Origin of the sequence: Acinetobacter sp. 'aerobic (ED)', from assembly GCF_904886855.1 — a bacterium.
Taxonomy (GTDB): domain Bacteria; phylum Pseudomonadota; class Gammaproteobacteria; order Pseudomonadales; family Moraxellaceae; genus Acinetobacter; species Acinetobacter courvalinii.
Genome location: NZ_CAJHGI010000004.1, coordinates 171,487 through 194,664, shown reverse-complemented (window position 1 = coordinate 194,664; position 23,178 = coordinate 171,487). Strand labels below are relative to the sequence as shown.

19 protein-coding genes are annotated in these 23,178 nt (G+C 39.3%); 12 read left to right on the top strand and 7 right to left on the bottom strand.

Annotated elements, in window-relative coordinates; all coding sequences use genetic code 11:
* Nucleotides 1-39: 39 nt before the first annotated feature.
* The 3 genes from JO943_RS09735 to JO943_RS09725 form a co-directional block, all read right to left on the bottom strand.
* Nucleotides 40-564 (bottom strand): chorismate mutase, encoded by a 525-nt coding sequence (locus tag JO943_RS09735; RefSeq protein ID WP_202740673.1) that lies wholly within the window; start codon nt 562-564, stop codon nt 40-42.
* Between the two features lie 72 nt (nt 565-636).
* The gene (blaOXA, locus tag JO943_RS09730; RefSeq protein WP_202740672.1) at nt 637-1,464 is read right to left on the bottom strand and encodes a class D beta-lactamase; all 828 of its coding nucleotides are present in this window, start codon (nt 1,462-1,464) and stop codon (nt 637-639) included.
* A gap of 856 nt (nt 1,465-2,320) precedes the next feature.
* Nucleotides 2,321-2,674: a DUF1090 family protein gene (locus JO943_RS09725; RefSeq protein ID WP_202740671.1), complete on the bottom strand. Its 354-nt coding sequence runs from the start codon at nt 2,672-2,674 to the stop codon at nt 2,321-2,323.
* A gap of 452 nt (nt 2,675-3,126) precedes the next feature.
* Here JO943_RS09725 and JO943_RS09720 point away from each other — a divergent pair, with 452 nt between their 5' ends.
* The 5 genes from JO943_RS09720 (at nt 3,127) to JO943_RS09700 (ending at nt 8,597) form a co-directional block, all read left to right on the top strand.
* Nucleotides 3,127-3,687, top strand: coding sequence for a fimbrial protein (locus JO943_RS09720; RefSeq protein WP_202740670.1), 561 nt, complete (start codon nt 3,127-3,129; stop codon nt 3,685-3,687).
* A gap of 51 nt (nt 3,688-3,738) precedes the next feature.
* Complete coding sequence (locus JO943_RS09715) at nt 3,739-4,509, top strand: molecular chaperone (RefSeq protein ID WP_202740669.1); 771 nt, start codon at nt 3,739-3,741, stop codon at nt 4,507-4,509.
* A gap of 2 nt (nt 4,510-4,511) precedes the next feature.
* Complete coding sequence (locus tag JO943_RS09710) at nt 4,512-7,079, top strand: fimbria/pilus outer membrane usher protein (RefSeq protein WP_202740668.1); 2,568 nt, start codon at nt 4,512-4,514, stop codon at nt 7,077-7,079.
* A complete protein-coding gene (locus JO943_RS09705) occupies nt 7,079-8,194 on the top strand; it encodes a fimbrial protein (protein WP_202740667.1) in 1,116 nt (371 codons plus the stop codon). Before JO943_RS09710 ends, JO943_RS09705 begins: the two co-directional genes overlap by 1 nt.
* A 247-nt stretch (nt 8,195-8,441) precedes the next feature.
* Nucleotides 8,442-8,597, top strand: coding sequence for a hypothetical protein (locus JO943_RS09700; RefSeq protein ID WP_202740666.1), 156 nt, complete (start codon nt 8,442-8,444; stop codon nt 8,595-8,597).
* 466 nt (nt 8,598-9,063) lie between these two features.
* Here JO943_RS09700 and JO943_RS09695 read toward each other — a convergent pair whose 3' ends face one another.
* Complete coding sequence (locus JO943_RS09695) at nt 9,064-9,234, bottom strand: hypothetical protein (RefSeq protein WP_202740665.1); 171 nt, start codon at nt 9,232-9,234, stop codon at nt 9,064-9,066.
* 225 nt (nt 9,235-9,459) lie between these two features.
* On the opposite strand from JO943_RS09695, the gene JO943_RS09690 reads away from it, so the two are divergent.
* Nucleotides 9,460-10,086: a response regulator gene (locus tag JO943_RS09690; RefSeq protein ID WP_202740664.1), complete on the top strand. Its 627-nt coding sequence runs from the start codon at nt 9,460-9,462 to the stop codon at nt 10,084-10,086.
* Nucleotides 10,087-10,094: 8 nt separating this feature from the next.
* Nucleotides 10,095-13,700 carry a transporter substrate-binding domain-containing protein gene (locus JO943_RS09685; protein ID WP_202740663.1) on the top strand — a complete coding sequence of 1,202 codons (3,606 nt, stop codon included), beginning with the start codon at nt 10,095-10,097 and terminating at the stop codon, nt 13,698-13,700.
* Between the two features lie 21 nt (nt 13,701-13,721).
* Here the strand turns inward: JO943_RS09685 and JO943_RS09680 are convergent, their stop codons facing one another.
* Nucleotides 13,722-13,976: a hypothetical protein gene (locus JO943_RS09680; RefSeq protein WP_202740662.1), complete on the bottom strand. Its 255-nt coding sequence runs from the start codon at nt 13,974-13,976 to the stop codon at nt 13,722-13,724.
* Nucleotides 13,977-14,494: 518 nt separating this feature from the next.
* On the opposite strand from JO943_RS09680, the gene JO943_RS09675 reads away from it, so the two are divergent.
* From JO943_RS09675 to JO943_RS09655, 5 genes are all read left to right on the top strand, one after another.
* The gene (locus JO943_RS09675; protein WP_202740661.1) at nt 14,495-14,782 is read left to right on the top strand and encodes a hypothetical protein; all 288 of its coding nucleotides are present in this window, start codon (nt 14,495-14,497) and stop codon (nt 14,780-14,782) included.
* Nucleotides 14,783-14,848: 66 nt separating this feature from the next.
* The gene (locus JO943_RS09670) at nt 14,849-16,054 is read left to right on the top strand and encodes a lytic polysaccharide monooxygenase (protein ID WP_413814528.1); all 1,206 of its coding nucleotides are present in this window, start codon (nt 14,849-14,851) and stop codon (nt 16,052-16,054) included.
* Nucleotides 16,055-16,917: 863 nt separating this feature from the next.
* Complete coding sequence (locus JO943_RS09665) at nt 16,918-17,172, top strand: hypothetical protein (protein ID WP_202740660.1); 255 nt, start codon at nt 16,918-16,920, stop codon at nt 17,170-17,172.
* 1,166 nt (nt 17,173-18,338) lie between these two features.
* On the top strand, nt 18,339-19,733 hold the full coding sequence (locus tag JO943_RS09660; RefSeq protein WP_202740659.1) for a hypothetical protein: 1,395 nt from the start codon (nt 18,339-18,341) through the stop codon (nt 19,731-19,733).
* Nucleotides 19,734-19,842: 109 nt separating this feature from the next.
* On the top strand, nt 19,843-20,460 hold the full coding sequence (locus tag JO943_RS09655; protein WP_202740658.1) for a TetR/AcrR family transcriptional regulator: 618 nt from the start codon (nt 19,843-19,845) through the stop codon (nt 20,458-20,460).
* 135 nt (nt 20,461-20,595) lie between these two features.
* Here JO943_RS09655 and tcuB read toward each other — a convergent pair whose 3' ends face one another.
* A complete protein-coding gene (gene tcuB / locus JO943_RS09650; RefSeq protein ID WP_202740657.1) occupies nt 20,596-21,726 on the bottom strand; it encodes a tricarballylate utilization 4Fe-4S protein TcuB in 1,131 nt (376 codons plus the stop codon).
* Entirely contained in the window at nt 21,716-23,122 is a 1,407-nt protein-coding gene (gene tcuA, locus JO943_RS09645; RefSeq protein WP_202740656.1) for an FAD-dependent tricarballylate dehydrogenase TcuA, read from the bottom strand. Before tcuA ends, tcuB begins: the two co-directional genes overlap by 11 nt.
* Nucleotides 23,123-23,178: the final 56 nt, after the last annotated feature.

Here is a 23,178-nt window from a genome sequence, read left to right as displayed (position 1 = left end):
AAGAACTTAGTAAGAGGTGAAACGTTTTCGACTGCTCAACTACTTCAAACGGATTTGGCTTAAAGTCCTGAGTAACAGAGATTTATCAGCCTGGCTTAAATTCTGTTGATTTAAAAATTTCATAAATGATTCATCTGAATAATGATCCAGATTGCCTTTTTTATATAGTTCATCTGCAATGCTATCTATAATCTCAGAAGACAGTTTCGATATGTTGGTACGGACCTGATTTAGGTCTTCTGGCTGCCAGTTCTCTTCCGGTTGTGCCAGCCAATCTGCACGATAACGATATTGAATTGCTTTTGCGGCATCCATTTGAGCCATAATAAAAGGTCGTATCGAAGACGCTTCAATTCCTCGCTCTGCGGCCTGTTTTAAAGTTGCTGCAAGTACTTTTTCTTCTTGAGACAAGTCTTCTATAGCTTGATGGTGAATAGCCTTATTACCCGCAACATCTTTCATCCAGGACAGGCGTTGATTGATTAAAGCAACCAATTGATGATCCATCGCTTGCGTAAAGCCAGAACAACATAGACAAGTAATCAAGAGTAGGGCTTTCAACATAAGTTAATCCAAACTGATGTTGTTTAAGCTTAACGTACAACACCAGCTTTTCCGAGATTGAGTTTATAGAAATTATAAGATACCAAGCAACTCTAAAACTTTATAGGACACTTGATTACGAGTCGTGTAAGGGATGTCTGGCTGCATATCCATATTTAAAGAAAATGCGATTTTATCGCCATTCGGTTGTTCAACCCAGCCCGTTAACCAGCCGACCTGTGTATCTCCATCTTTTCCCAATCCAGTTTTACCATAGATCTTTTTACCATTGCGCTGTTCTATAAACGCCATTTTTTGCACTTCATCTTGTACTGCTGGCTTAAAGGGTAAAGTTTTATGCGCAAGTCGATATGCAAAATTTGCTTCCTGGATCGGGGTGACTGTTAAGGGACCCACTAGCCAAAAATCATCGACTTTATTGCCAATATCCGTATTGCCAAAATTTGCAAGTTGCACACCACTTTGCATCAACTCCAGGCCAATACGGCGTGCCAGTTCTTGATATAAAGGTACATTGGAAAATTTCATTCCTTCGCCAAGCGTCATGTCTTTTTCCCATGCTGGCAGGCTTTTTTTCTGGCCATCCCATTTAAAGACTTCTGAAGAGGTGACTTTGTTATTTTCCAGACCAATTAAAGCATTCAGTAGCTTGAACGTAGAGGCGGGTACATAGGCGGTTTCTGCCCGGTTTAAATTGTTGCCATAGACTAAAACCTTCTCTTTATCCTGAATGATAATGACACCATGGGTACGGGTTTCATCAAATATCTTCTGGATAGTTCTCTCTGTGTTTTGCTTTATCTGCATCTGTTGTTCTGAATGGCTATACTGAGGCACGGTAAAAGCAGCCACTAATAACGTTGTTGCAGATAACATGGATAACAGAAATTTCTTTTGCATAACAATGAGCCTGATACGATTAAATTTGATGACGAGCTTCCAGAACGCTTTTGATCAATGGAGCTAAGCTAACTGTCAAGTTTACTTATAGCTGAGATCAGAAAAGGATGATCCGCGAGTTGTCTATTCCTGATAATCGTGTAAGGCTACAATGACATGAAGCTAATGCGAGGCGAGAAATATGTAAAAACGTATTTTGAATATTGAGGAATTTTAATGAAATTAAGCAACTAAGTTTGACTATTTAGCTGCCCAGTGATTTTGATTCAGGATTTATTTTGTTTTTTAGGTTTGTCGATATTTAGGAAATAATAATAAATAAAAATATTAAATAGCACCCATAGTGTTATACACGCGACGATAAATATCATGTACAAGGAAAACTCCATATTACCCCCTTAATCCTTTGTGAATTCTGCTATTGTCATGGTAGGTATTAAGTATGGCAGAAAGTTTTTTTATGCAATGTCCCCGAAAGATGATCTTGCTGTCATATTTGGATGAATGATAGATAAGAGGTGTAAAGTGATATTGAATTAAAATAGTCTGGCGTTAATCCAATATTGTCGTTATATGAATTGAAAAAAACCCCGTGAGAAATACGGGGTAAAAAAAGTAGGAGGGGAAGTCCTACTTAAAAGGAGAGAAAATGAACCAGAAAGTATAGGATATTTGGGAAATATACTTTCTGATTCATTACTCAACATGGTGCCAAATTGGATATTTCTTGCCTAGCAGCGAAAGATGATAGAGATGACATCTTTATATGGTGTCGGTGTAGTACAACGATGACATCAACCTTTAAAGGATTGGAAAAGTCCATAGTTTTAGCGTTCTAGCTCATTTCTGGCTTGCTTCAGCTCATCTTGTACTTTGCTAAGTTTATTTTGTTTTTCAGTATCTTACTCTGATCGCCCTGATCAAGTTGTTGTTGAAGTTCCGCTTTTAACTTTTCTACTTTACGTTGCTTTTCTGAGACTTTCTGCGTTCTTTGCGCTTTTAGGGCTGCATCATCACAGCTGTTTATATTCTGGTGAAATGCATTTTCCAGACCCTGTATTTCATGCTTATTTCCTCTCAGCATTGCATGTTTGAGTTTTATTTCAATATTACGCTTTTTTGCGGCACATCCTTTTAACGGATCGGTATTTGCATAAGTAGGTGAGCAGAACAGGGTTAAAACAATAACTGATAAGTTGAGTTTTTTCATTAAGAGATGATCCAGTAAATAAGAATAAAAAATTGATTTTATCTTTATATAATAATTTTTATTGCTTCTTAAGCCAAGCGTTGTAATCCTTTTGTATTTTAATATAGGTTTTTAAATTTTGTTTTTTCTTAGTAGTTAATTTATTTGTATTTTATTTGTTTTATAAAAACTAAATAAGATTAGATGATTGGCTCACGTTTATTGTTTTTTAGCTTTGTTTTAGATGTAAATAAAACTATTTTGTAAGGCAAAGATTACATATTAAATGTTTAAGCCTTACAGGTGAATCATAATCGTATGGCATAGATTAAGTGAAAACTCAGGAATAATCCTCCTACACATATGCATTCAGCAGGTCACCGCTACAGGATAAACATCGTGTTGGTTATTGCGATCAATCTGTGAAGTGATCAATCAGTGTAGTTTTGATTTTTAAAAGTGAGGAATCTGAAATGAAAAAATTAAACTTAGGTCTTGCAGTATTGACACTTGGCGCCGTATCAACAGTATTTGCCGCACCCACAGGTACGATTAATTTTACAGGTACATTGGTAGATGGTACCTGCGATGCAACAATCGGCAGTACTAGTAGTGTAAATGGCGATTTTATCTTGCCAACTGTGAATATCGCTTCATTAGCCGCTGCCAATGAAACATATGGTGATACACCATTTATCATTAAGTTAAGCGGAGCGGGTTGTAAAACGACTGGTGGGACAGTAAAGATCGCCACACCTTATTTTGAGGCAGATCCGACCAAAGTAAATGCTGCAGGGCGATTAATTAATACTGCTAGTAGTGATAAAGCAGATAAAGTCGAAATTCAATTAGTCACAAGCACAAAAGACGTGATTGACCTGAACGAGGCACCTGTTACTCAAAAAACGACAACTGGAATAGATCTAGGTTCAAATGTTACAGACTTTAAATATTTTGCCCGTTATTTCGCAACAGATACAGCAGCAAAAGGCAACGTAGAAGGTTCGGTAACTTATAGCATTTTATATAAATAATTATTTTATTTGGCTTATGTGTTGAGTCTGTTGAATTGGTGGAGTAAAGATATGACTAAGTATTTTCAGGTTTGTAAATTGGCAACAGTGCTGATGTGTTGTTTGGCATCTTCCAGTTTTGCGGGTGTGACAATTACCGGTACGCGTATCATATTTCCCGCCAGTCAGCAGACTGCAACAGTGCAGTTGACTAATTCATCAGCCAAGCCTGCCATGGTTCAGGCTTGGCTGGACAATGGAGATTCTAAAACCATTCCTGAAGCAGGAGAAGTGCCATTTATTTTAACTCCACCGTTGACCTGCATCGAAGCAAAAAAAGGGCAAATGATCCGTCTGATTCAGAAAGGCACCAGCGCTTTGCCTCAGGATCGGGAGAGTGTGTACTGGTTTAATATTCTGGACATTCCGGCCACGGTACAGCAGCAAGAAAATCAGGCAACCAATAAATTAATGGTTTCTATCCGTACCCGGATCAAGTTGTTTTATCGTCCTGAAAAACTGGGCATGAGCCAGCAAAAAGCATTTTCATCGCTACATTTTCAATATGATGCGGCAAACAAAGCGATCAGTATTCATAACCCTTCACCCTACTATATCAATTTTGAACATGTCGATTTCAAGAATGCCAAACAGCAGTTTGCCTATAGCGAACCATTGATGGTGGCACCTTATGCGACTGAAACCATCAAACCTGAGCTTAAGTTTCATCCCACACAAGCCAGTTATCTGTTGATTAATGACTATGGCGGCAGTGTCGCCCATACCGCCGAACTTGGTGCAGCTTCGTCTGAATCACTCGTTATCCCAACCCAAGAGAATTAATCATGAGACTGGTGCTAAAGTCGAGTGTGGTATTTCTCTTGCTCGCAAAATACTGCTATGCGGCTGAACATGAATTACAGGCGGAGCAACTACAGGCCAAAGCCGTACCCTCTGAACGCCTGTACAGTTTTGATGCGCGTTCCCTGTTTGGTCGACAGAATCAGGATATCGATTTAAGTTATGTCAGACAAAGCAACGGAGTCGCGGTTGGCACTTATTCACTCAATACCTCGATCAACCATGAGCGTTCATTAGGCACCCTGAATTTAAAGTTTGATCATCTCGATGCGAACCTGACCGCGGTACTGTGTATTGATGAGCAATTGCTGCAACGACTGGATTTACGTCCTGAAATTTTAGAGAAACTGCCTAAAAAAGACTGTCTGGTGGCTAAAGACCTGAGTCCGGATGCGTATTATGATCTGGATATGGCGGAGTTGATGCTGAACCTGTCTTTACCGTTGACCATTATTAACCAGCGACCACGAGGTTATATTGCTCCTGACGCCTATGATCAGGGGGTGACCTCTGCATTTGTCGGTTACGATTTCAATCGATATACGAATAAGAGAGAAGGGGCAAAAGAGACGTCAAATAATTATTTGAATTTGACTGGCGGGCTGAATCTTGCCCGTTTTAATGTTCGCCATGCAGGGAGTTTTGAATCTACTGGTTCAGATTTGTCCCGTTACCGTTCTTATCTGAATACCATCTCGACCGATGTAATACCACTCAATGCACGTGTTACCGGGGGGGAATTTAATACCCAGACTTATGGACTTGAGTCAGCAAAGATACGTGGTCTACAACTAGCGACTGACCTGAGTATGCTGCCGTGGTCACAGCGTAATTATGCCCCGATCATTCGCGGTATTGCCAATACCAATGCCTTGGTTTCGGTATTCCAGAACGGGCAAAAAATCTATGAGCGAACAGTGCCCATGGGGGAGTTTGAATTTAATGATCTGACGGTGGGAAGCAGTGGGGACCTGACTGTACAAATTACTGAAAATGGTGGTGAGAAACGTAGTTTCATCATGCCGTTGCAAAGTAATATGAACCTGATCCGCGCAGGGCAATTGAACTATAGTGTTGCTTCTGGACGCTATCAACTTGGAAATCAACTGACCGATACCTATGTAGGGCAGCTGAGTAGTGAATACGGTGTTAATAACTATCTAAGTTTGTATACCGGAGCAAATATCAGTGATCGTTATCAGAACTATCTGCTGGGCTTTGGACATAGTAACCGTTTAGGTGGGTTTCGACTGGATCTGGAACATTCCAAGGCACAACTAGCCCAACGCGATCAAATCGGTCAGAAATATAAGCTGGACTATCAATATAACCATACAGCCTCTCAGCTTTCACTATATGCCTCGGCGCAATATCAAGACCCGAAATTCCTGACCTTGAACAGCATGATGTCATTGCAGAATTACGATGAGCTGGATCAGGACCAACTGGATAACTTCTTTTTATCCTATAACTTAAAACAGCAACTCAGCTTGAGCCTGAATAAAAGTTTCGCCCGACCAGAATTAGGGGCAATATCAGTGAGCCTGTTAAAAAGCGATTACTGGAACAGTGATCAGGATATTATCCAATATGGTCTTTCTTATAATAATCGCTGGAAAAAACTCAGTTACTCATTCGGATATTCACGCAATGACAAAAAGAACTATCTGGGACAAACAAAGAAAGAGCAACGCTTTAATCTGAGCCTATCGCTGCCGTTGTCATGGGCTAAACATCGTACCAATATTCACTCGAATATACAGCATGCTGATACTGCTGGGCGTCCGACCAATGCATCCTTAGGTTTTTCGGGCGTTGCTGGTGAATATAATCAGATCGGCTATGCGGTCACTACCAGCCACAACTGGAATGACTTTACCGAGCGCAACTCTTCCATTTCAGCCAATCTGAACTATAACTTGCCTTCGGTACGGTTAGGGGCGGTTGTTGGAAAAAGTAATACACAAAGCCAGTATGGATTTAGTGCCCGTGGAGCCTTGGTTGCTCACCCATATGGCATTACTGCGACCAATCAGATCTCGGATACCTATACCATCGTTCATGCCAAAGGCGCACGTGGTGCCAGTGTTATGAATGCTTGGGGAGCAAAGCTTGATTATTGGGGCAATGCGATCTATTCCAATCTCAGTCCTTATGCTAGCAACCGCATTGCGATTGATGTCAAAGATTTGGGGATGGATGTCAATATTAAGGCGAACCAGACTGAAGTGATTCCACGACGCTTTAGCTCGACCTTGGTCAAATTTGATGTCGAACAAACCTCTAATCTTCTACTCGAGGTCACGGTGCCTGAAGGCGGTAAACAGGTTCCGATCGGGGTTCAAGCCATGACTGAAGAGGGACAGGCGGTAGGGATGTTTGGTCAGTCAAATCAGCTGTTTATTGAAAACGCTGGCCTGCTCAAAGATCAGCTGTGGGTACAGTGGGGCACGCAAGAACAGCAACGTTGTGTGATTGATCTACCGCAAAAACAAATTGCTGAACCAAAGCCATCTAAAAGTGTGCAGATGGTTGCTGTGGAGTGTAAGTGATGAAATTTAAAAACATTTTTTTTATAGCATTAACTGGTCTATGGACAGTATTTCAGACATCTGCAGTGTTGGCTATTGATTCTTATTCTTGCAACCATAATCCTAATAATAATTTAATTGAAGGGAATACTTACGGAAACCTCAATAGCATTAGCAATAGTCAGGGTGTAGCCAGTTTTTCTGCAGTTTTGAAAAGTCCTGATTTAAATAAATGTGATGATGCAGGACCAAGTGGAGCGATACCAGAAAGTGATGTGTTTTTAGCAGATTTAAGTTTTTATTTTGATAAAAGTGTAAATATTGATTTTAATAAGTCCGTAACTTCAAATGGAAAGACATATTATGGATTGAAAAATACTGGTTCTGACTTCTTAAATAAATTTGGGTTTATTTTTTTCAAAATAACAGGTGAAAATGGGATTTCTTCATCAGCTGTTCAAAAGTTACGTTATAGATTTAGCGGGGTTAGGGGGACTGCGAATCATGGTATTCAAGTTGACTCAATTAGTGTAAGTTTCTTTGATACAGCAGGTAATCCGATTACTGGGCCTAAAGAAAAACTTGATAACATTTCAATAGACTTAGGTCAATTATCGTCGACACTTGGTGTAAATTGGAGTAATCCAGATGGATATATTATCTTATATGCTTATCAAAATGCATATATCACCTTAAATATCTTACCCTCATTAGCTGAAAGTTGTTCTGTTACAAGTGAAACAGTACAACTCCCAGATGTTCCTGCTGGAAATTTACGAAATATAGGTGATGAGATTGGCGGTGCTAGTTTTGCTATAACAGCGAGCTGTGAAGCAGCTGATGCTGGTAAGCAATTGATGTATACAATGATGGATAATAATGCACCGTTAACAGTAAAGACTAATTTTTTGACAAATACGGTGACTGAAACTAATAATGTTGGTGTTGCTGTATATGACGATATGGGGAATAAAGTTATTACTCATAATACAACTGATGTGTTTGGTACTTTAAGTGGAGGTACACGACCCTCAGTAACCAAACGATTCTTAGCTCGCTATCATAAGTTAGATAATGCTCCTGTTAAACCTGGTTTGTTAAATGCCCAAGCCACCATATTGGTCAATTATAAATAAATTGAACGCAGATCTTAAGCTGCTACAGCTCATAACTTAGAAATGAAAACAGGCATCCTTTGATGTCTTTTTTCATTTCTAAAGAATATTTCTCTTTTAGCCATTCCTTAAAAACTCCAATGTAGTCCATTGACTACAATAACATCATGCTGGCCCTACGATTGAAACCTGCTTGAATGACAGTATCTGTGGCTTGAACCCGAGATAATCTTTTTAGATGAAACCATCAATAAATCAAGGTGATTAAATGTTAAATCGAGGTTCAGCCGGGATACTCGCCGTTGTGTCTCTATTGTCAGGCATTTCAGCATGGACTGAGCTTTTAAGCATTTCAGCTGCGATTTTACTGGTGGTATTGATGATGATGGCTGTGTTTGCCATACGGTATGAACCGCAATCCTGAGAGTCTGTTTTAGTCAAAACAGATGCTGAAAAGATGGCTCAGAGTGGCGTGCGATTGTTGAATGTAACAGAGGGTGAGATCAATGGATCTAGTAAAATTCCTGAAAAGTTTTTGTAATATCGATACATATTTATGTCTGGCAACGGCTTTGTTGATCTTCCTGAGTGTTTATTTTTATATTCTTGTCCCGTATGACTGAGTTTAATCTAATTAAAGGTAAATAATCTGAATTGATTATTTATCTGTTTATTTCCTACTAGGCATATCTCATATCGATTATATTTTTTAGAGTGTCCTTCTATTTTAGCAAGGATATTTTTTATTTTAGCCTTCCGGGTTTTTTTGAATAGGCTAAGGAAAAATGAGCAGGCATAAAAAAAGCCCCCAAAATAGTGCTATGGGGGGCAGCTTATAGGGTTTGGTGACCCCTATAAAAACAGTGATGTTACTGATATATCGAATAAGCTTATTGAGCTTTATCTGAAATATGTAAACAGGCAGGAACAAGCTGGTATTCCAGTGCCAGAAGGTAAAAAAAGCAAATCATGACAGTGGCGATGACTAGCCATGAAATAATATTTGCCAGATTTAAAACAAAGCGAGTGAGGTAATCCTGATGTTCGATATTTCTGTTCATAAACTAGGCTTGCTTGCTAACAAACTATGTTAGAGAGGATTATGAATTGCTTTGTTTTTTTTCAATATCAGATAATCCTGATTTAAAAGTAGTGTTAAAATGACGGAGATATAGTAGATCGACTATAACCTTGAATTGTAGGGTGTAGTAGGCTTGATAATATAATGTAAAAATAGTTACTCATCGATTTATGTCGGGTTGACGGGACTTATTTTAAGGAACGATATGCGAAACGCTTTAATTGTAGATGACCATCCAGTTGCCCGTATGGCAGTTCGAATGCTTCTTGAAAAAGAGGGTATGACCGTTATTGCAGAAGCTGGTGATGGACTGGAAGCAATGTCACTGATAAAGCAACTCGCTCCTGATTTAGTGGTGATTGATATTGATATTCCATCCATGAATGGAATCGATGTGGTGCAACGCTTACGCAAGAATGACTATAAAGGCGGTATGCTGGTGTTGAGTGGTAAAGATGATGACCATTATATCAAGCGTTGTGCCAGTGCTGGTGCCGATGGTTTTATCAGTAAAAAAAACCAGCTTACAGAACTCCACGATGCAATCCGTGTGCTGAGAAGTGGCTATGGTTATTTTCCACGTAGTCTTGCACGTTATGAAGCTGCCACCAATAATTCGGTTGGTGATAAAGAAAGAATTGCAGGACTTTCGGCTAAAGAGTTACAAGTTTTAAATTTTCTGGCCAAAGGTGAAAAGGTTATTGATATTGCGACCCTGATGCATATCAGTGACAAGACAGTCAGTACCTATAAACGCCGTTTGATGGAAAAGCTGGAATTAAAAAATATGATGGAACTATATGACTTTGTTCAAAGAAATAATTTAGGTTAAATATGCTTATGCCTAAGCGCTGGTTCATGGGTTGCATCCTCTCTTGCTTGATAGTGGGCAGTGTGTGGGCACAAAATCCACAACCCATGAATATTTTCAGTCGGGAACCTCTGCCTCAGGTTAAGTTTGAGTTAAAAGACAGTGACTGGCGCTGGTTAGGCAGAAAAAGAGAAATTTCAGTTGCGGTCTATGCCCCTGAAAAACCTCCTTTTGATTTAGTGACTGAGTCTGGTGTATGGGAGGGAATTGCTGCGGATTATAGTCTTCTGGTTGCGCATTCATTGGGTCTACGAATCAAGGTATTGCGTTATGCCGATAGAGCTGCTGCGTTAGAGGGCCTTAAACAAGGTCAGGTGGATATGCTGATCGACTATGCCAATAAAAGTTTTAAACAAGCGGATCATCTGATCGCGAGTCAGCCTTTTAATCCTTCTTATATTGCCTTTGTAAGCCGTGATACGCCTTTGGCCTCAGCTTTAACAGACAGCTCAGATGTAAAAATTGCAATGCCGCAAGGTTATTTGAGTGATGACTGGGTTAAAGCACATTATCCAAAAGCAAAAGTCACCCGTTATGCATTTGCCCCCGTTGCCTTATCCTCTGTGGCATTTGGTGAAAATGACTATTTTATTGGGAATCTTACCGAAACCAGTTTTCTGATTGAGCGTAATTACGCCAATTTACTGTCCATTACCGATGTGGTGTCGACAGACCAGATCACAGGGCCTCATTTCGTATTTCGAGAACAAGATCAGCCGCTTCAGCATGTTGTAAATACCGTTTTAAATGCGGTGACACTGGTACAGCATAAAGCTATTACCAGTCAGTGGAGTCAAGCTGAGGCATTATGGAAATCTCAGCCGTCATTTACTTTGACGTCGAAAGAGCAGCGTTGGTTAGAGCAGAACCCTGAAATACGGGTGGTGATTAATCCTTTATATGCACCCTTTACCATGTTTGATGAAAATGGGCAGTTTTATGGTGTCGGGGCAGACCTATTACGCTTGATTCACTTAAGAACCGGTTTAAATTTCAAAGTGATCGAAGCAACATCAGTTGCAGATATGTTTGAACTGGTGAAACAGAAAAAGGCTGATTTTATTGCTGCGATGAGTTATAGCGATGAGCGGGACAAGCAGTTAATCTTTACACGGCCTTATGTGCATCCACCCTTTGTATTGATTGTAAATAATAGTGCCACAGCTCCAACCTCACTCTCTGAAATTAAAACTTTAGCCATCACTTCTGATAATTCTTTATGGCAGTGGTTAAAAAAAGAATATCCGCAAATTGAATTGGTCAAAGCTGATAATGCCAGTTTGGCCATGCAATGGGTGAAAGAGAATAAAGTTGATGGGGCGGTTCATAACCTGATGGGCGCCAACTACATGATTGATCGCTTTTTTCGGGGCGAACTTAAGATTGCGTCAAGAATAGGCGATGTTCCTTCACAGATGGGCTTTGCTGTACGCCGTGATGAACCACAACTCTATAGCATATTGAATAAAGCCTTGGCAGATATCTCACCTCGGGATATCTCGATCATTGCCAATAAATGGCAAGGAACGCCGGACGTCAAATTAGATACCTGGACCGTTTATCGTAAAGAGTTTTATTGGTTAGCAGGCATTTTTGTGGCTTTGGTCCTGACCTCTCTATTTTGGAATTATTACTTACGCCAAGAGATTGCTCGACGCAAGAAAACCCAAACACAGCTACAAGAACAAATCGTATTTAGAGAAACATTATTTAATAGTATGCTTGTGCCAGTTTATGTAATTGATCGTGAGGGAAATATCCTTAACCACAATCAGGCATGGACCGATTTTTTTAAGCTGGATGTGACTGATCTGGATAAACAGGCACTCACTTCATCCACACATCCGTTATATACGATTTATTCCAATTTAAAGAAAATCCTGAATCATCCTCAAGGGCATTCATTCCATAGGCATCGATATACCATAAGTAATGGTGAAGAAGCACGGGTGATTATGCATCAGGCCGTTCCTTATGAGGATATTCACGGCGCAGTCAGCGGACTGATCTGCAGCTGGCAAGATATTACCGAGCATGAGTATCTTCTGGGCGAGTTATCTTCAGCCAGAGAGAAAGCGGAACAGGCGAACCGTACCAAAAGTACGTTCCTCGCGACAATGAGTCATGAAATCCGTACACCGATCAGTGCCATTATTGGTTTGCTGGAATTGACGGTGACCAATAAAACCTTTTCCCAAACGGACAGAGAGGCCATCCAGGTTGCTTATGAGTCAGCCCAATCCCTTATGGGACTGGTTGGTGAAATTCTGGATATGGCTAAAATTGAATCGGGCGAGCTTGAACTGGCGCCTAAATGGACGCCTTTTAATGAATTGATTACACCGATCGTGCGAGTATTTGATGGTTTGGCACGTCAGAAAAATCTGACCCTTTATAGCCATATTGATATCTTACATCCCGATGAAATCTTTGTTGATTCTCTACGCTTGCATCAGGTTCTTTCCAATTTTATTAGTAATGCAATCAAATTTACCGAGCAAGGTTCGGTTGATGTGCAGGTGAAATTTCTTCGAAAGAACGAGCACACGGCGGTATTGGAAATGCAGGTTTCCGATACCGGTATCGGAATTGCTGAGAAAGATCAGGAAAAAATATTTGCACCTTACAAACAGTCTGAGGCGGGTAAGCTGCAAACCGGAACTGGCCTAGGGTTAGCGATCTGTTCCCAACTGGTAAAGATGATGGGTGGCGTCATTACCTTGCATAGTGAGTTAGGCAAGGGCACCCATATTACGGTACATATTCCGGTTGAGCATCGTCAGCGAATACATGAGTCGGTTGAGCCTATTGCCGAGGTGATTAATCAAATTCAACCATTACATATTCTGGCGGTCGACGATCATCCTGCCAACCGATTGTTGCTGAAATCTCAGCTTGAACGTTTAGGGCATAAGGTTGTGGAAGCAGAGAATGGAGACCAAGCCTTAAAGCAATGGCAGGAAGATGACTTTGATCTGGTCATTACCGATTGCAATATGCCGATCATGGATGGGATCACCTTAACTCGGCATTTACGTCAGGATCAAACAAGAGCGGTTACAATTTTTGGCCTGACTGCAAATGCTCAACCTGAAGAAAAAGCCCGTTGTCTTGCAGCAGGAATGGATGATTGTTTATTTAAACCTTTACGTTTAACGCAGTTAGAGAGTCTGCTCAATAAGGTCGCCCGTCAGAGTCATCATCCTGTTGAAAATGCATCTTCATTAGAACAGCTTATTGATTTGGATGCATTACAACAACTGGTTCAAGCTGATCGGCAACTATTAGAAAAGTTATTAACCACAACCCGTGATGAAAATATAAAAGATCTTGATCAGGTCAAACAAGCAATTAAAACGCAGGATAAACTGGCTCTAGGCCATTCTTTTCATCGACTGGCAGGTGCAGCCCAAATTGTTGGTGCTTTGGAGATTGAAAAGCTTTGTCGCGAATTGCAACAAGCCTGTGAACAGCAAGTGGACTTTCATGAGATTCAGAAATTAACCGACCATCTGATTCAAGTGGTCATGACCTTGAATCAAGCGGTTGATACTTATATTGGAAAAGAAAAATAATTTTTAAATGAGACGACTGGTTTAATGATAAGTAAGTTGCATCACTGCCAGATTTTTCTCTTGATCTAAATACTCGAGCTGGGTTTGGGCAAGGATCTCACTGGTGGCTACGGCATCGCCATTGTGAAAGCATTCTGGTTTTACCGTTTTATGGATTGTAATGATCTGACAACTTGTTTCTTCAATGATTAAACCGGAAAAAGTAATTTCTCCGCTTGAGCTTGCAAAAGCTGGTGTTGCAATCAAATAGCCTAAGGCCAATAAAACCTTTCTCATAAAGAAACTTCCTATACACAATCAATAAACACGTTAAATCCAGATCAGAGCATAGTGAAAATAGGATGATGTTTTTATCGGGCTTGGATGTATTTATTGTTGGATTGGATCATCTTTTTGAAGTCTTAGGCTTGGATAGGTGTAGGGGATAGATGACATGTCGATATACCAAATAATTTTTAACTTTCCTAGATTTTATATTTTATAGCTCGTGGAGCTTTTATAAAAAGAAAATTTCAAAGTATCTTTAGTATTGAAACGATATATAAGGCTTAGAAAATTATAGATATTTAAATATAACTCAAGATTTAATTTTTAGTAGTCTGATGTAGTTTAACCCTTACAGAATTATCAGGGTTTTTGTTCAATTTCTAAGTTTTTTGATGATACTACTTCTCCATAAAACTATAAATAATGAGGTGGTGAGAAGGAATGGTACAACATCCAAGTTCCTTAATATTTACGAAGGTATATTAATACTATTCAGAAACTAAGCATGGTAATTCCAAAATTGAGCTATGAAAAGATGGATTTGTAAACAGTGTGGTTTATATCAAAAAGTAAACTTGAATGGTATCCAGGTGGGGCGAAAAGTCTATTTTTATCGAAATAAAGATATTACTAATCAAACATTTGATCAAATTAATAATAAAGATGTTGTTAGAGGTGTAGTTATCAATAGAAATCGTGATTACTTTACAATTTTATGTAGCGGACGGGTATTTAGAGTCAAAGCAAAAGATATATTCCAAGATGATGCAACAGCCAATTTTTTATACAACATGTTTGGCACATGTGAGTGTTGAAGGTATTTTTAATTTTAGTTTTTTTAATACCTAATAATATTTTTTGGAATATTATTGGTTTTGATCATGGAGGTCATTTTGAATCATCTAAGTCAGATATTCTCTAAACGTTATTCTAGTAGCCGTCAGATTCAACACAATAGCTTGCTCAAACAGAGTTTAGTTTTACTAGGCGCTTTAATTCCGTCTTTGGTATATGCTCATGGTTATGTAATGAAGCCAGAATCTCGTGGCTATGCATGTAAGCTTAATAAAAATTTACAATGTGGTAGTGTAATGTGGGAGCCTCAAAGTTTAGAGGCACCAAAAGGATTCCCTCAATCTGGACCACCGGATGGACACATTGCAAATGCAAATTTGAGCCAGTTTGCTGAATTAAATGCTCAGTCATCAAGCCGTTGGACAAAAATAAACTTGCCTACTGGGGCGAATGATTTTACCTGGAAATTGACAGCACCCCATGTAACTCAAGGCTGGAAATATTATATAACCAAAACTGGCTGGAACCAGAATATACCGCTTTCGAGAAATTCATTCGATCTCAAGCCTTTTTGCTCAGTGGATGGAAAATACCAGAAACCACCAAGTCAGGTTACTCACCGTTGTAATGTACCCGCGGACCGTAATGGTTATCATGTAATACTTGCAGTATGGGAGGTCGGTGATACGGCGAATGCATTTTATAATGTGATTGATGTGCAAGTAGGGGAAGGAGAAGCGACTAAGCCACCAGTGTTACCACCGCCTCCACCGCCATCGACTTGGAACGATGTAGGGGATATTAATCCGCTCGATGATCTTAAAGTAAATGATCGGGTAGTAACGCGTGTATTTGATTTGAATGGTGAAAACCCTAATCTTAAAACTGAGCTGGTGATTAATTCCTCTGCGAATGGTGCTCGTAATACATGGACACGCTTGTTGGCTGAGAAAATTAATGTTGAACATACTAATTTACGGGCAGGTGTAAAAAGCTCAACGGGTAAAATCGTAACCGTGAATGGCAAAAATGATGTGTTCAGTAAGGCAGGCAGTCATATTCAAAGTGTAGAAATCCAGATTATAAGAGCTACGGAAGGTGGTGGGGGATATGAACATATTTACCCGCAGAATATACGTAATTATAAAACTGGAACAAAAGTCAAGGGAGCTGACGGTAGAATTTATCAATGTAAGCCTTTCCCGTATAGTGGTTGGTGTACGATCGCTTCACACCATTATGTACCGGGTAAAGGATCAAATTGGCAGGATGCGTGGATTCGGCTGCAATAAAATAAGGCCCGGTTACTAGGCAGTAACCGGTTTTATCAAAAAGCGAAAATTACGAGATGTTTAAAAAAAACCTATGATTGAATCAGGCTGTTTATCTTTTTTGGGATAGAAGCGTAGGCTGGAAATTCATTTAATAATAAGCGAATGAGATGACGGCAACGGTTTTCTCTCAATCAAGATATTCTAATTTTGTGTCATAAATGTTTTTGTATTTTAAATTGGGCACAATGGCTCCTGCTTTGGGATAGGAAGTTTTTTCTTATCCAACCATACTTAAAGTTTTACAAGAAAGAAATTCTAAACAAGTAGTGATGCAGTCCAATCACGTTTAAAAAGTCACGATGCAATTTTATTCCAAAGTTTTTCATAAAAATGGCTCTAAAAACAGCTTTGGCGCTTATGTTATTTAATTCCCTAAGAAAATTTTGATTTAGTGATGTTAATGAATAAGAGAATACTGAATAAAGCGCGAATTCAGGCAGCCTATGATGTATTAAATTGTCTTTAAATTAAAAAATACAGTTGGTTTAGTCTAAAGTAATCGAATATGTCAGTGGTAATGAAGCAGGTTTACATATTGAAAATATCAGTATTAATAAATTAAACCTAGGGGATGCATTGTTATATAAATAGAATTTAAAATGCATGAATAAATGTAGTTTTATGATTAAATATAATGGCAGTTAGGATTGTTTAAGTAATGAGTATCTTGATGATATTTAAGAGAATTATGACACTTATTTTCTGGTTTTATTACATACAGGTGAATGCTAAGGGGATATATTGAAGTAGGAATGAGACATTGTTATATAGTTTTATTTCTAAATTAAGAGTCATTCAATTAAAGTTTTATGGAAGATTTTATGAAAAAACTATCTATATTTATCCTGCCTGCGTTATTTGCATTTTATGTAGGGCCTGTTTCTGCAGCCCCAGCCAAACCAGTTAAAACTATCTATTGTGATACATACATATGGGGTGAGATTAGATCGGTAGGAACTTTTTATGGACCGACTTTAGGGCAGTTGCTTCAGCAAGCACGAGCAGCAGCTATAGCAGAATTTGGTAAGACAGGCCAGATGATCTGTAAATCACCTGACTTTGATATTCTGCCATAATTTTAATAACTTAAATATCGAGAGAATTTCATTTCTCGTATTTTAATGATGGCTAAGCTCAAATTTCCTCTGATAGTACTCTGTTTTTAAAGCGTCTATCAGATGAAATTTAAGATTTAATTAGAACATGATGTTTTGTATACTTCTATGCAAGGTTATAGGTGAATTTGAACGTTTGGTATAAATGAGTCAAGATCATAACAAAATTGGTGTGCCCCTTCTTTAGGATATTCAGAAAGAGTAAAGGATTAAAATTGGATAAATTTAAGTTGAATGAAAATAAAAACAAATAAAACAGTAGGTTGTTTATTTAGTTTAACTGACGCCATCTCCACCAAATTCTTGTTATAAAAAGCATTGCTTAAAAAAGGCGTTGTCACAAAATATGGCACAAATAAAAAAATTATGAATTTTTCGCAAGTGTACCTTTAAGTATACCTTTTTTAATAAATTAATAAAAAGTTATTTAATATCAAAGATAAAACACTGCTGCATTATAGGTGTATGAGAATCTAGGTCAGCCATGATTTCAGCGCTGTTTATTCGTTTTAAATCCTTAAAACTTAAAAATTAGTTAAATCTGTTCTGGATGATGAGCGTGATCATTCATCCTCTTTATTCTGTGCAAATCTGACCGAATTGCTTAAAAAAGTATAGCTTTTTTATGTCACATGAGGTTAAACGCATATGAGGTGAGATTGGATGTGCACATAGCTCATCTTATCAAATCCATGGAAATTCACAAAAAGGATTGCCAAGGGGAATGCAGAAATAAGCAGCAAAAGGAAATGGGCTGGTCTGTTTACGCTATCGATCAGAATATGTTGAGCGCTCCAGCTATAGCCATGCTCATAAGTACTCAGCTTTAAATATTCTGGACAAAGCCCAAGTGGATCTAAAGATAAAAGAGTTTTTGATTCTCTTTTTTATCATATGCCTTTTTATGCTTTCCCAGTTTAGAACGATTCAAAGCCTATCAATATTGTGCTGCAGCAAATAAACCCTGACACGAAGTGAATCATGAATTTTTAAAAGATGCTTGCAATTTAATCTAAGCGGATTATTATTTAATCTGTATAGATTAGTCCTTGTTAGGATTGTGCAAGGTCTATAACAACAATGATAGAAAAAGTGTTTGATAATTAGGCTTAAAAGGATGATGTCTGATGCAAAGATCAAAAAAAATAAACGTTGGCGTATTACTGGCGGTTCTCGGTTCAATAAGCCTAAGCGCGTGTAACGAGAGTGATAATACTAATCGGGTAAGCACCCCATCTGATACAGATTCAGTATTAACAGATTGTATGTGGCAAAATTCGGTGACCAGTAAAACCCATACTGGGGAAGACCCGTTGAATTTTGCTTTTCCTGACTCAAATGTAAGCTATTGGTCATCGGAATTTATCGTTCCAGAAGGAGCCAAAGTGATGATTGATGGAGATTACCCATATTCACGTCATTTTTCTTTGGTGAGTTATACCGCGCAAGGTGAACGTGTTAATTCATTGCTGGATCGGGCAATTGTACCGAATCAGGGTTCAACCAATCCATTTTTGGTAGGAAATAACCGTTTAGATAAAGAGCGTGCTTATTCAACACAATTACAATTGGCAGACTTACCAGAACAGCCTGCTACAAATACCCTGTATGCACCTAAAACTGCTGACAATAAGGTTGCAATTCTATATCGGGTTTATGTACCCAATAAAAATATGAATGAAAAAGGTAATGTCAGTTTTCCTCGATTTAAAGTACAGCTTGCAAGTGGTGAAGTTAAACGTGGGCAAGAGGTGTGCAATATTTTACAGGTAAAAAAAGGTCCTATAGACCGTACCACAAGCCTGCCATTGGCCGCCACCCTGGCTGCTTTTAACCAAAATAGATATACCGGTTTTCCCGCACAGCTAGAACCGAAATGGTATAAAGCATTTAGTGGGCTGGATAATTTTAAATGTACTTATAAATTTGATCCGGTCACCAAACAGCCGCTGGATAAATGTGAAGGGCTAAGCGTAACGCCTAAGCTGAACTATTGGGCCACGCCTGACAATGAATATGTTTTTGCAATCACTAGCCGACGTCTAGGTAAAGTGATTGAGCTTCGGGGTAAAGTTCCGAATACAGAAAAAACCTTTAATAATGATCAATTTGTGCAAAAAACCGATGTGCGGTATTGGTCGATCTGTAGCAATGAAATCATCAGTACGGCAACCAATTATTGTTTATATGATGAGAACATCCAGAAAGTTGATAAAGATGGTTTCTATACCATTGTTGCCTCATTGGCAGAAGACCGTCCAGCCAATGCTCGAGAAGAATGCGGGGTATATTTCCTTGAATTAAGCCCACGTGGTTCAGGCTATATGGCAGAAGACGGTAAGGCATTTGGTCATGCTGATTTTGGTATTTTCATCATGCGTAATCTGTTACCGAATCCAGAATTTAAACAGGCTGTACAGAATGTAAAAGCCTGGGGAGAGGAAAAGGCGGTGATGGGTGATTATCTGCCAGATATAAAATATACTTCTAAAGAAGCTTTTGAAACAAAAGGCTGTTCTTAAGGCATAACCTAGAATAGAAAAATAAACCAATCCCTTAAAAAGATTGGTTTATTTTTTGAATTGCCCGAGTAATTCCAGATTTATTTGAACTTTTGTATTGAAGGATTTAATGAGCAAACAAACTAAAGAAAAACTGATAGAAGCAGCGATTGTTCTTTTTTCACAAAACAATGTTGAAACAATGTCTGTGCAAAAGATCAATGAAATTGCAGGGGTCGCAAATAAGTCCGCCCTTTATTATCACTTTAAGTCCAAATGGGGCTTGGTTGAAGCTGCTCTTGATCATGTCATGCAACCTTATATGACGGAAAGTTTGAAATTGCTGAATGAGATCCCGCCTAATAATATAAAAGTTTCTGATGTAGTGGAGGCTTTAACGAAGCCTATGGTACAAATACTTTTGCAGGAAAATGGAATTCATTATATTAAATTTTTTTCTAAAACGGTAAGTGCTGGAGATGAAGGGCGTGCCATTGTCGCCAAGACTTTGGTTCCTATTTCAAAGAAAGCTGTAGCGTTATTACAGATTGCACTTCCTGAGGCTGATCCTGATATTCTTTCCTTAAAAGTTCTTTTTACTTTTAATATTGTTTTAAACGTGATTAGCGATATTGGTCTGGAACATTTCTGGCCGACTAACGTCAAGGATCATCGTTTGCTGGGTAAATACTTAAAAGATTATATTGAAGGCGGTATTAATTTTAAAATAAATGAAATTTATAAGTGATAGGCCTATCTGCCAGTTTGCGTTTACTTGAGCTAATTTAAGCACTTGCTAATCAATTCTACAGTCTTCCCGGTCTGGCGCTGAATGGCTGAATATAAGACATGTGTTATGCATGCCCTATATTCATATACAGATTTATTGTTTTGTTAGCCTATTTTCAATGGCAAATTTGAGTAAAGCTGCACTACGGTAAAAACCGTGTGCGAACTTTCCAAAGGGCATGGTGATAAAGAAAGTCATGACTGTAGCTAAATGGAAATTCAGTAAAAGTGCCATATAAGGTGTATTACGAAATGCCATAAGCGCTAAGCCTGAAGCACTGACTAAAATTAAAAGGAAAATAAAGCCCCGATCTACAGGTTTTTGCTCGTGGTCACCATGTAATGGATGGCGTCTAAGATTTAAATAGAGCAAGCCAGATGGTCCAATCACTAAGCCAATTCCACCCAACGTTCCCAAAATAACAGGCAAGCTAAAGAAAGCATAAGGTGCATGTAGGTCAAGGAAATAGTGATATAAAGTCGCTACACCTGTGGCTGCAAAGCAGAGCATAAAGCCATAAAAAGTTAGGTGATGGAACACGCGGCGGATTTGTGTATAACGGTCATCCTGTTCATTACAGCCTTTGCCATGACCACCATCTAAATATTTAAGTGTTAATACATTTTGGGTGGCTTGAACTAGGTCGGGTTTCTCAACTTTGCCATGAATAACTTTAGACGTCTGTCGCCAAAATTTACTAATCCCAATGCCGAGCAGAACAATCGCAACTGTAAAGGTCGCTCCAAACAGGAGCGCTAAAAAGTTATGTGGGAAAATCGCATAGAAATTACCTTGATAGCCTGCAAACAGGTCGGTGCCTTTGTACCACACCCCAGCCAACATGCATAAGAAGAAAATAAGGGTTAATGCCGAAACAAAAGCAATACCTACAGATTTATAAAGTCGGCCTAGCGGTTGAGGTGTCGCAAACTCTTGGTAAGTTTCCAAACGTACTTGCGCCATCGCTTTTGGAATGTTTACACCAAACTCATGCGGCGGGGCATATTGGCAAGCGTGTAAACAAGCACCACAGTTATGGCACAGGTTTGCGAGGTAATGAATATCGGCTTGATTAAATTCAAGACGTTTAGTCATCGCCGCAAATACAGCACAAAACGACTCACAGTAACGACAAGCATTACAAATCTGTAGCGCTCTTTGAACTTCCTGCTCATGGTCAGAGAGCTGAACAACTGGAATTAGGGCTTTAGTACTAGCATTCATGTTCAACTCCTTGTGAAAGTGCATAGTGGGCTGCATTTTTTCCGGCAATGCGTCCAAAGGTTGTGCCAATCGACATACCAACGCCTGCGGTATAACCCTGACCGAGTACGTTACCTGCCATCATTTCACCAGCGACAAACAGGTTGCGGCTGGCTTTATCGTTAAAACGCACAGCAGCATCATCTTCGACTTTTAAGCCTAAATAGGTAAAGGTAATGCCGGGTTTAAGCGCATAGGCATAGAACGGCGGGCGATCGAGAGGAACGGCCCAATGGGTTTTGTTGGGAACAATATTTTGGGTAGTGCAGTCATCTAAAACGGTATGGTTAAAGGTGCCTTGTACGCAGGCTTGATTAAATTCTTCTACGGTGTGACAGAAGGTTTTTACATCTAGCCCAATTTTTTCGGCCAGTTCTTGAATGCTATTTGCTTTTACACCCGCAAACACAGGTGGCATAAAGCGACCAATGGCTTTTGAGTCGTTAATCGAATAGGCAATTTGCTGCGGTTGTTTGGCAACAAGGCGGCCCCAAATTGCATAACGTTTTGGCCAGAAGTCTTCGCCTTCATCATAAAAACGTTCGGCTTTGTTATTGACCACAATTCCTAGTGAAACGCAGTCAATACGGGTGCAGATGCCGCCGTCATATAACGGTGCTCTTGCATCTACAGCGACGCAATGCGATTGTGATGGGTCACCAATAATATCGGCGCCTTGATCTATCATAAATTTAAGTAAGTTGCCTTGATTAAAGCGGGTTCCACGAATAATGAAATTATCGGCAGGCCATTCGCCGTTTTCATTTTGTCCCCATGCTTCTCTTAACCATTCTAAATTTGATTCAAAACCACCTGCGGCCAATACACAGCTTTTCGCTTTAAACACACGGCCATCTTCGGCAATTGCAGCTTCAAAATGTCCTTGGTTTAACTTTAGATCTTTAATTTTTGTGTTGTATAAAATCTCAATGCCAAGTTTTTGGGCACTACGGTAATACGCATTAATAAGGGCTTTACCGCCACCCATAAAAAAGGCATTGGTACGTGCAACATGCAAAGCACCTGAGAGCGGTGGTTGAAAATTCACGCCATGTTTACGCATCCAATCACGACAGGTCGCCGTGCTACGAATGACGAGACGAGCTAAGTGCTCATTGGTTTTTCCAGCAGTGACTTTAAGTAGGTCTTGCCAATATTCTTCTTCAGGGTAGGCATCGACCAATACATCTTGAGGAGCATCATGCATGCAACGGAGGTTACGAGTGTGTTGTGAGTTACCACCACGCCATTCTTTAGGTGCTGCTTCTATGACAAGCACAGACGCGCCACTTTCTTTTGCTGTGAGCGCGGCACACAGTGCGGCATTCCCACCGCCAATTACAATCACATCATGCATGGATTTCTCCCTTTCTCAGCTCGGGCTAATGTAGCTTTAAAAGGGAAGGTGAAGTG

What these genes read in the sequence shown, in the direction of transcription:
- JO943_RS09685 (WP_202740663.1), top strand. Translation starts at nt 10,095, where the DNA reads ATGCCTAAGCGCTGGTTCATGGGTTGCATCCTCTCTTGCTTGATAGTG.
- JO943_RS09690 (WP_202740664.1), top strand. Translation starts at nt 9,460, where the DNA reads ATGCGAAACGCTTTAATTGTAGATGACCATCCAGTTGCCCGTATGGCA.
- JO943_RS09665 (WP_202740660.1), top strand. Translation starts at nt 16,918, where the DNA reads ATGAAAAAACTATCTATATTTATCCTGCCTGCGTTATTTGCATTTTAT.
- JO943_RS09675 (WP_202740661.1), top strand. Translation starts at nt 14,495, where the DNA reads ATGAAAAGATGGATTTGTAAACAGTGTGGTTTATATCAAAAAGTAAAC.
- tcuA (WP_202740656.1), bottom strand. Translation starts at nt 23,122, where the DNA reads ATGCATGATGTGATTGTAATTGGCGGTGGGAATGCCGCACTGTGTGCC.
- JO943_RS09720 (WP_202740670.1), top strand. Translation starts at nt 3,127, where the DNA reads ATGAAAAAATTAAACTTAGGTCTTGCAGTATTGACACTTGGCGCCGTA.
- tcuB (WP_202740657.1), bottom strand. Translation starts at nt 21,726, where the DNA reads ATGAATGCTAGTACTAAAGCCCTAATTCCAGTTGTTCAGCTCTCTGAC.
- blaOXA (WP_202740672.1), bottom strand. Translation starts at nt 1,464, where the DNA reads ATGCAAAAGAAATTTCTGTTATCCATGTTATCTGCAACAACGTTATTA.
- JO943_RS09655 (WP_202740658.1), top strand. Translation starts at nt 19,843, where the DNA reads ATGAGCAAACAAACTAAAGAAAAACTGATAGAAGCAGCGATTGTTCTT.
- JO943_RS09705 (WP_202740667.1), top strand. Translation starts at nt 7,079, where the DNA reads ATGAAATTTAAAAACATTTTTTTTATAGCATTAACTGGTCTATGGACA.
- JO943_RS09660 (WP_202740659.1), top strand. Translation starts at nt 18,339, where the DNA reads ATGCAAAGATCAAAAAAAATAAACGTTGGCGTATTACTGGCGGTTCTC.
- JO943_RS09670 (WP_413814528.1), top strand. Translation starts at nt 14,849, where the DNA reads ATGGAGGTCATTTTGAATCATCTAAGTCAGATATTCTCTAAACGTTAT.
- JO943_RS09695 (WP_202740665.1), bottom strand. Translation starts at nt 9,234, where the DNA reads ATGAACAGAAATATCGAACATCAGGATTACCTCACTCGCTTTGTTTTA.
- JO943_RS09710 (WP_202740668.1), top strand. Translation starts at nt 4,512, where the DNA reads ATGAGACTGGTGCTAAAGTCGAGTGTGGTATTTCTCTTGCTCGCAAAA.
- JO943_RS09680 (WP_202740662.1), bottom strand. Translation starts at nt 13,976, where the DNA reads ATGAGAAAGGTTTTATTGGCCTTAGGCTATTTGATTGCAACACCAGCT.
- JO943_RS09735 (WP_202740673.1), bottom strand. Translation starts at nt 564, where the DNA reads ATGTTGAAAGCCCTACTCTTGATTACTTGTCTATGTTGTTCTGGCTTT.
- JO943_RS09725 (WP_202740671.1), bottom strand. Translation starts at nt 2,674, where the DNA reads ATGAAAAAACTCAACTTATCAGTTATTGTTTTAACCCTGTTCTGCTCA.
- JO943_RS09715 (WP_202740669.1), top strand. Translation starts at nt 3,739, where the DNA reads ATGACTAAGTATTTTCAGGTTTGTAAATTGGCAACAGTGCTGATGTGT.
- JO943_RS09700 (WP_202740666.1), top strand. Translation starts at nt 8,442, where the DNA reads ATGTTAAATCGAGGTTCAGCCGGGATACTCGCCGTTGTGTCTCTATTG.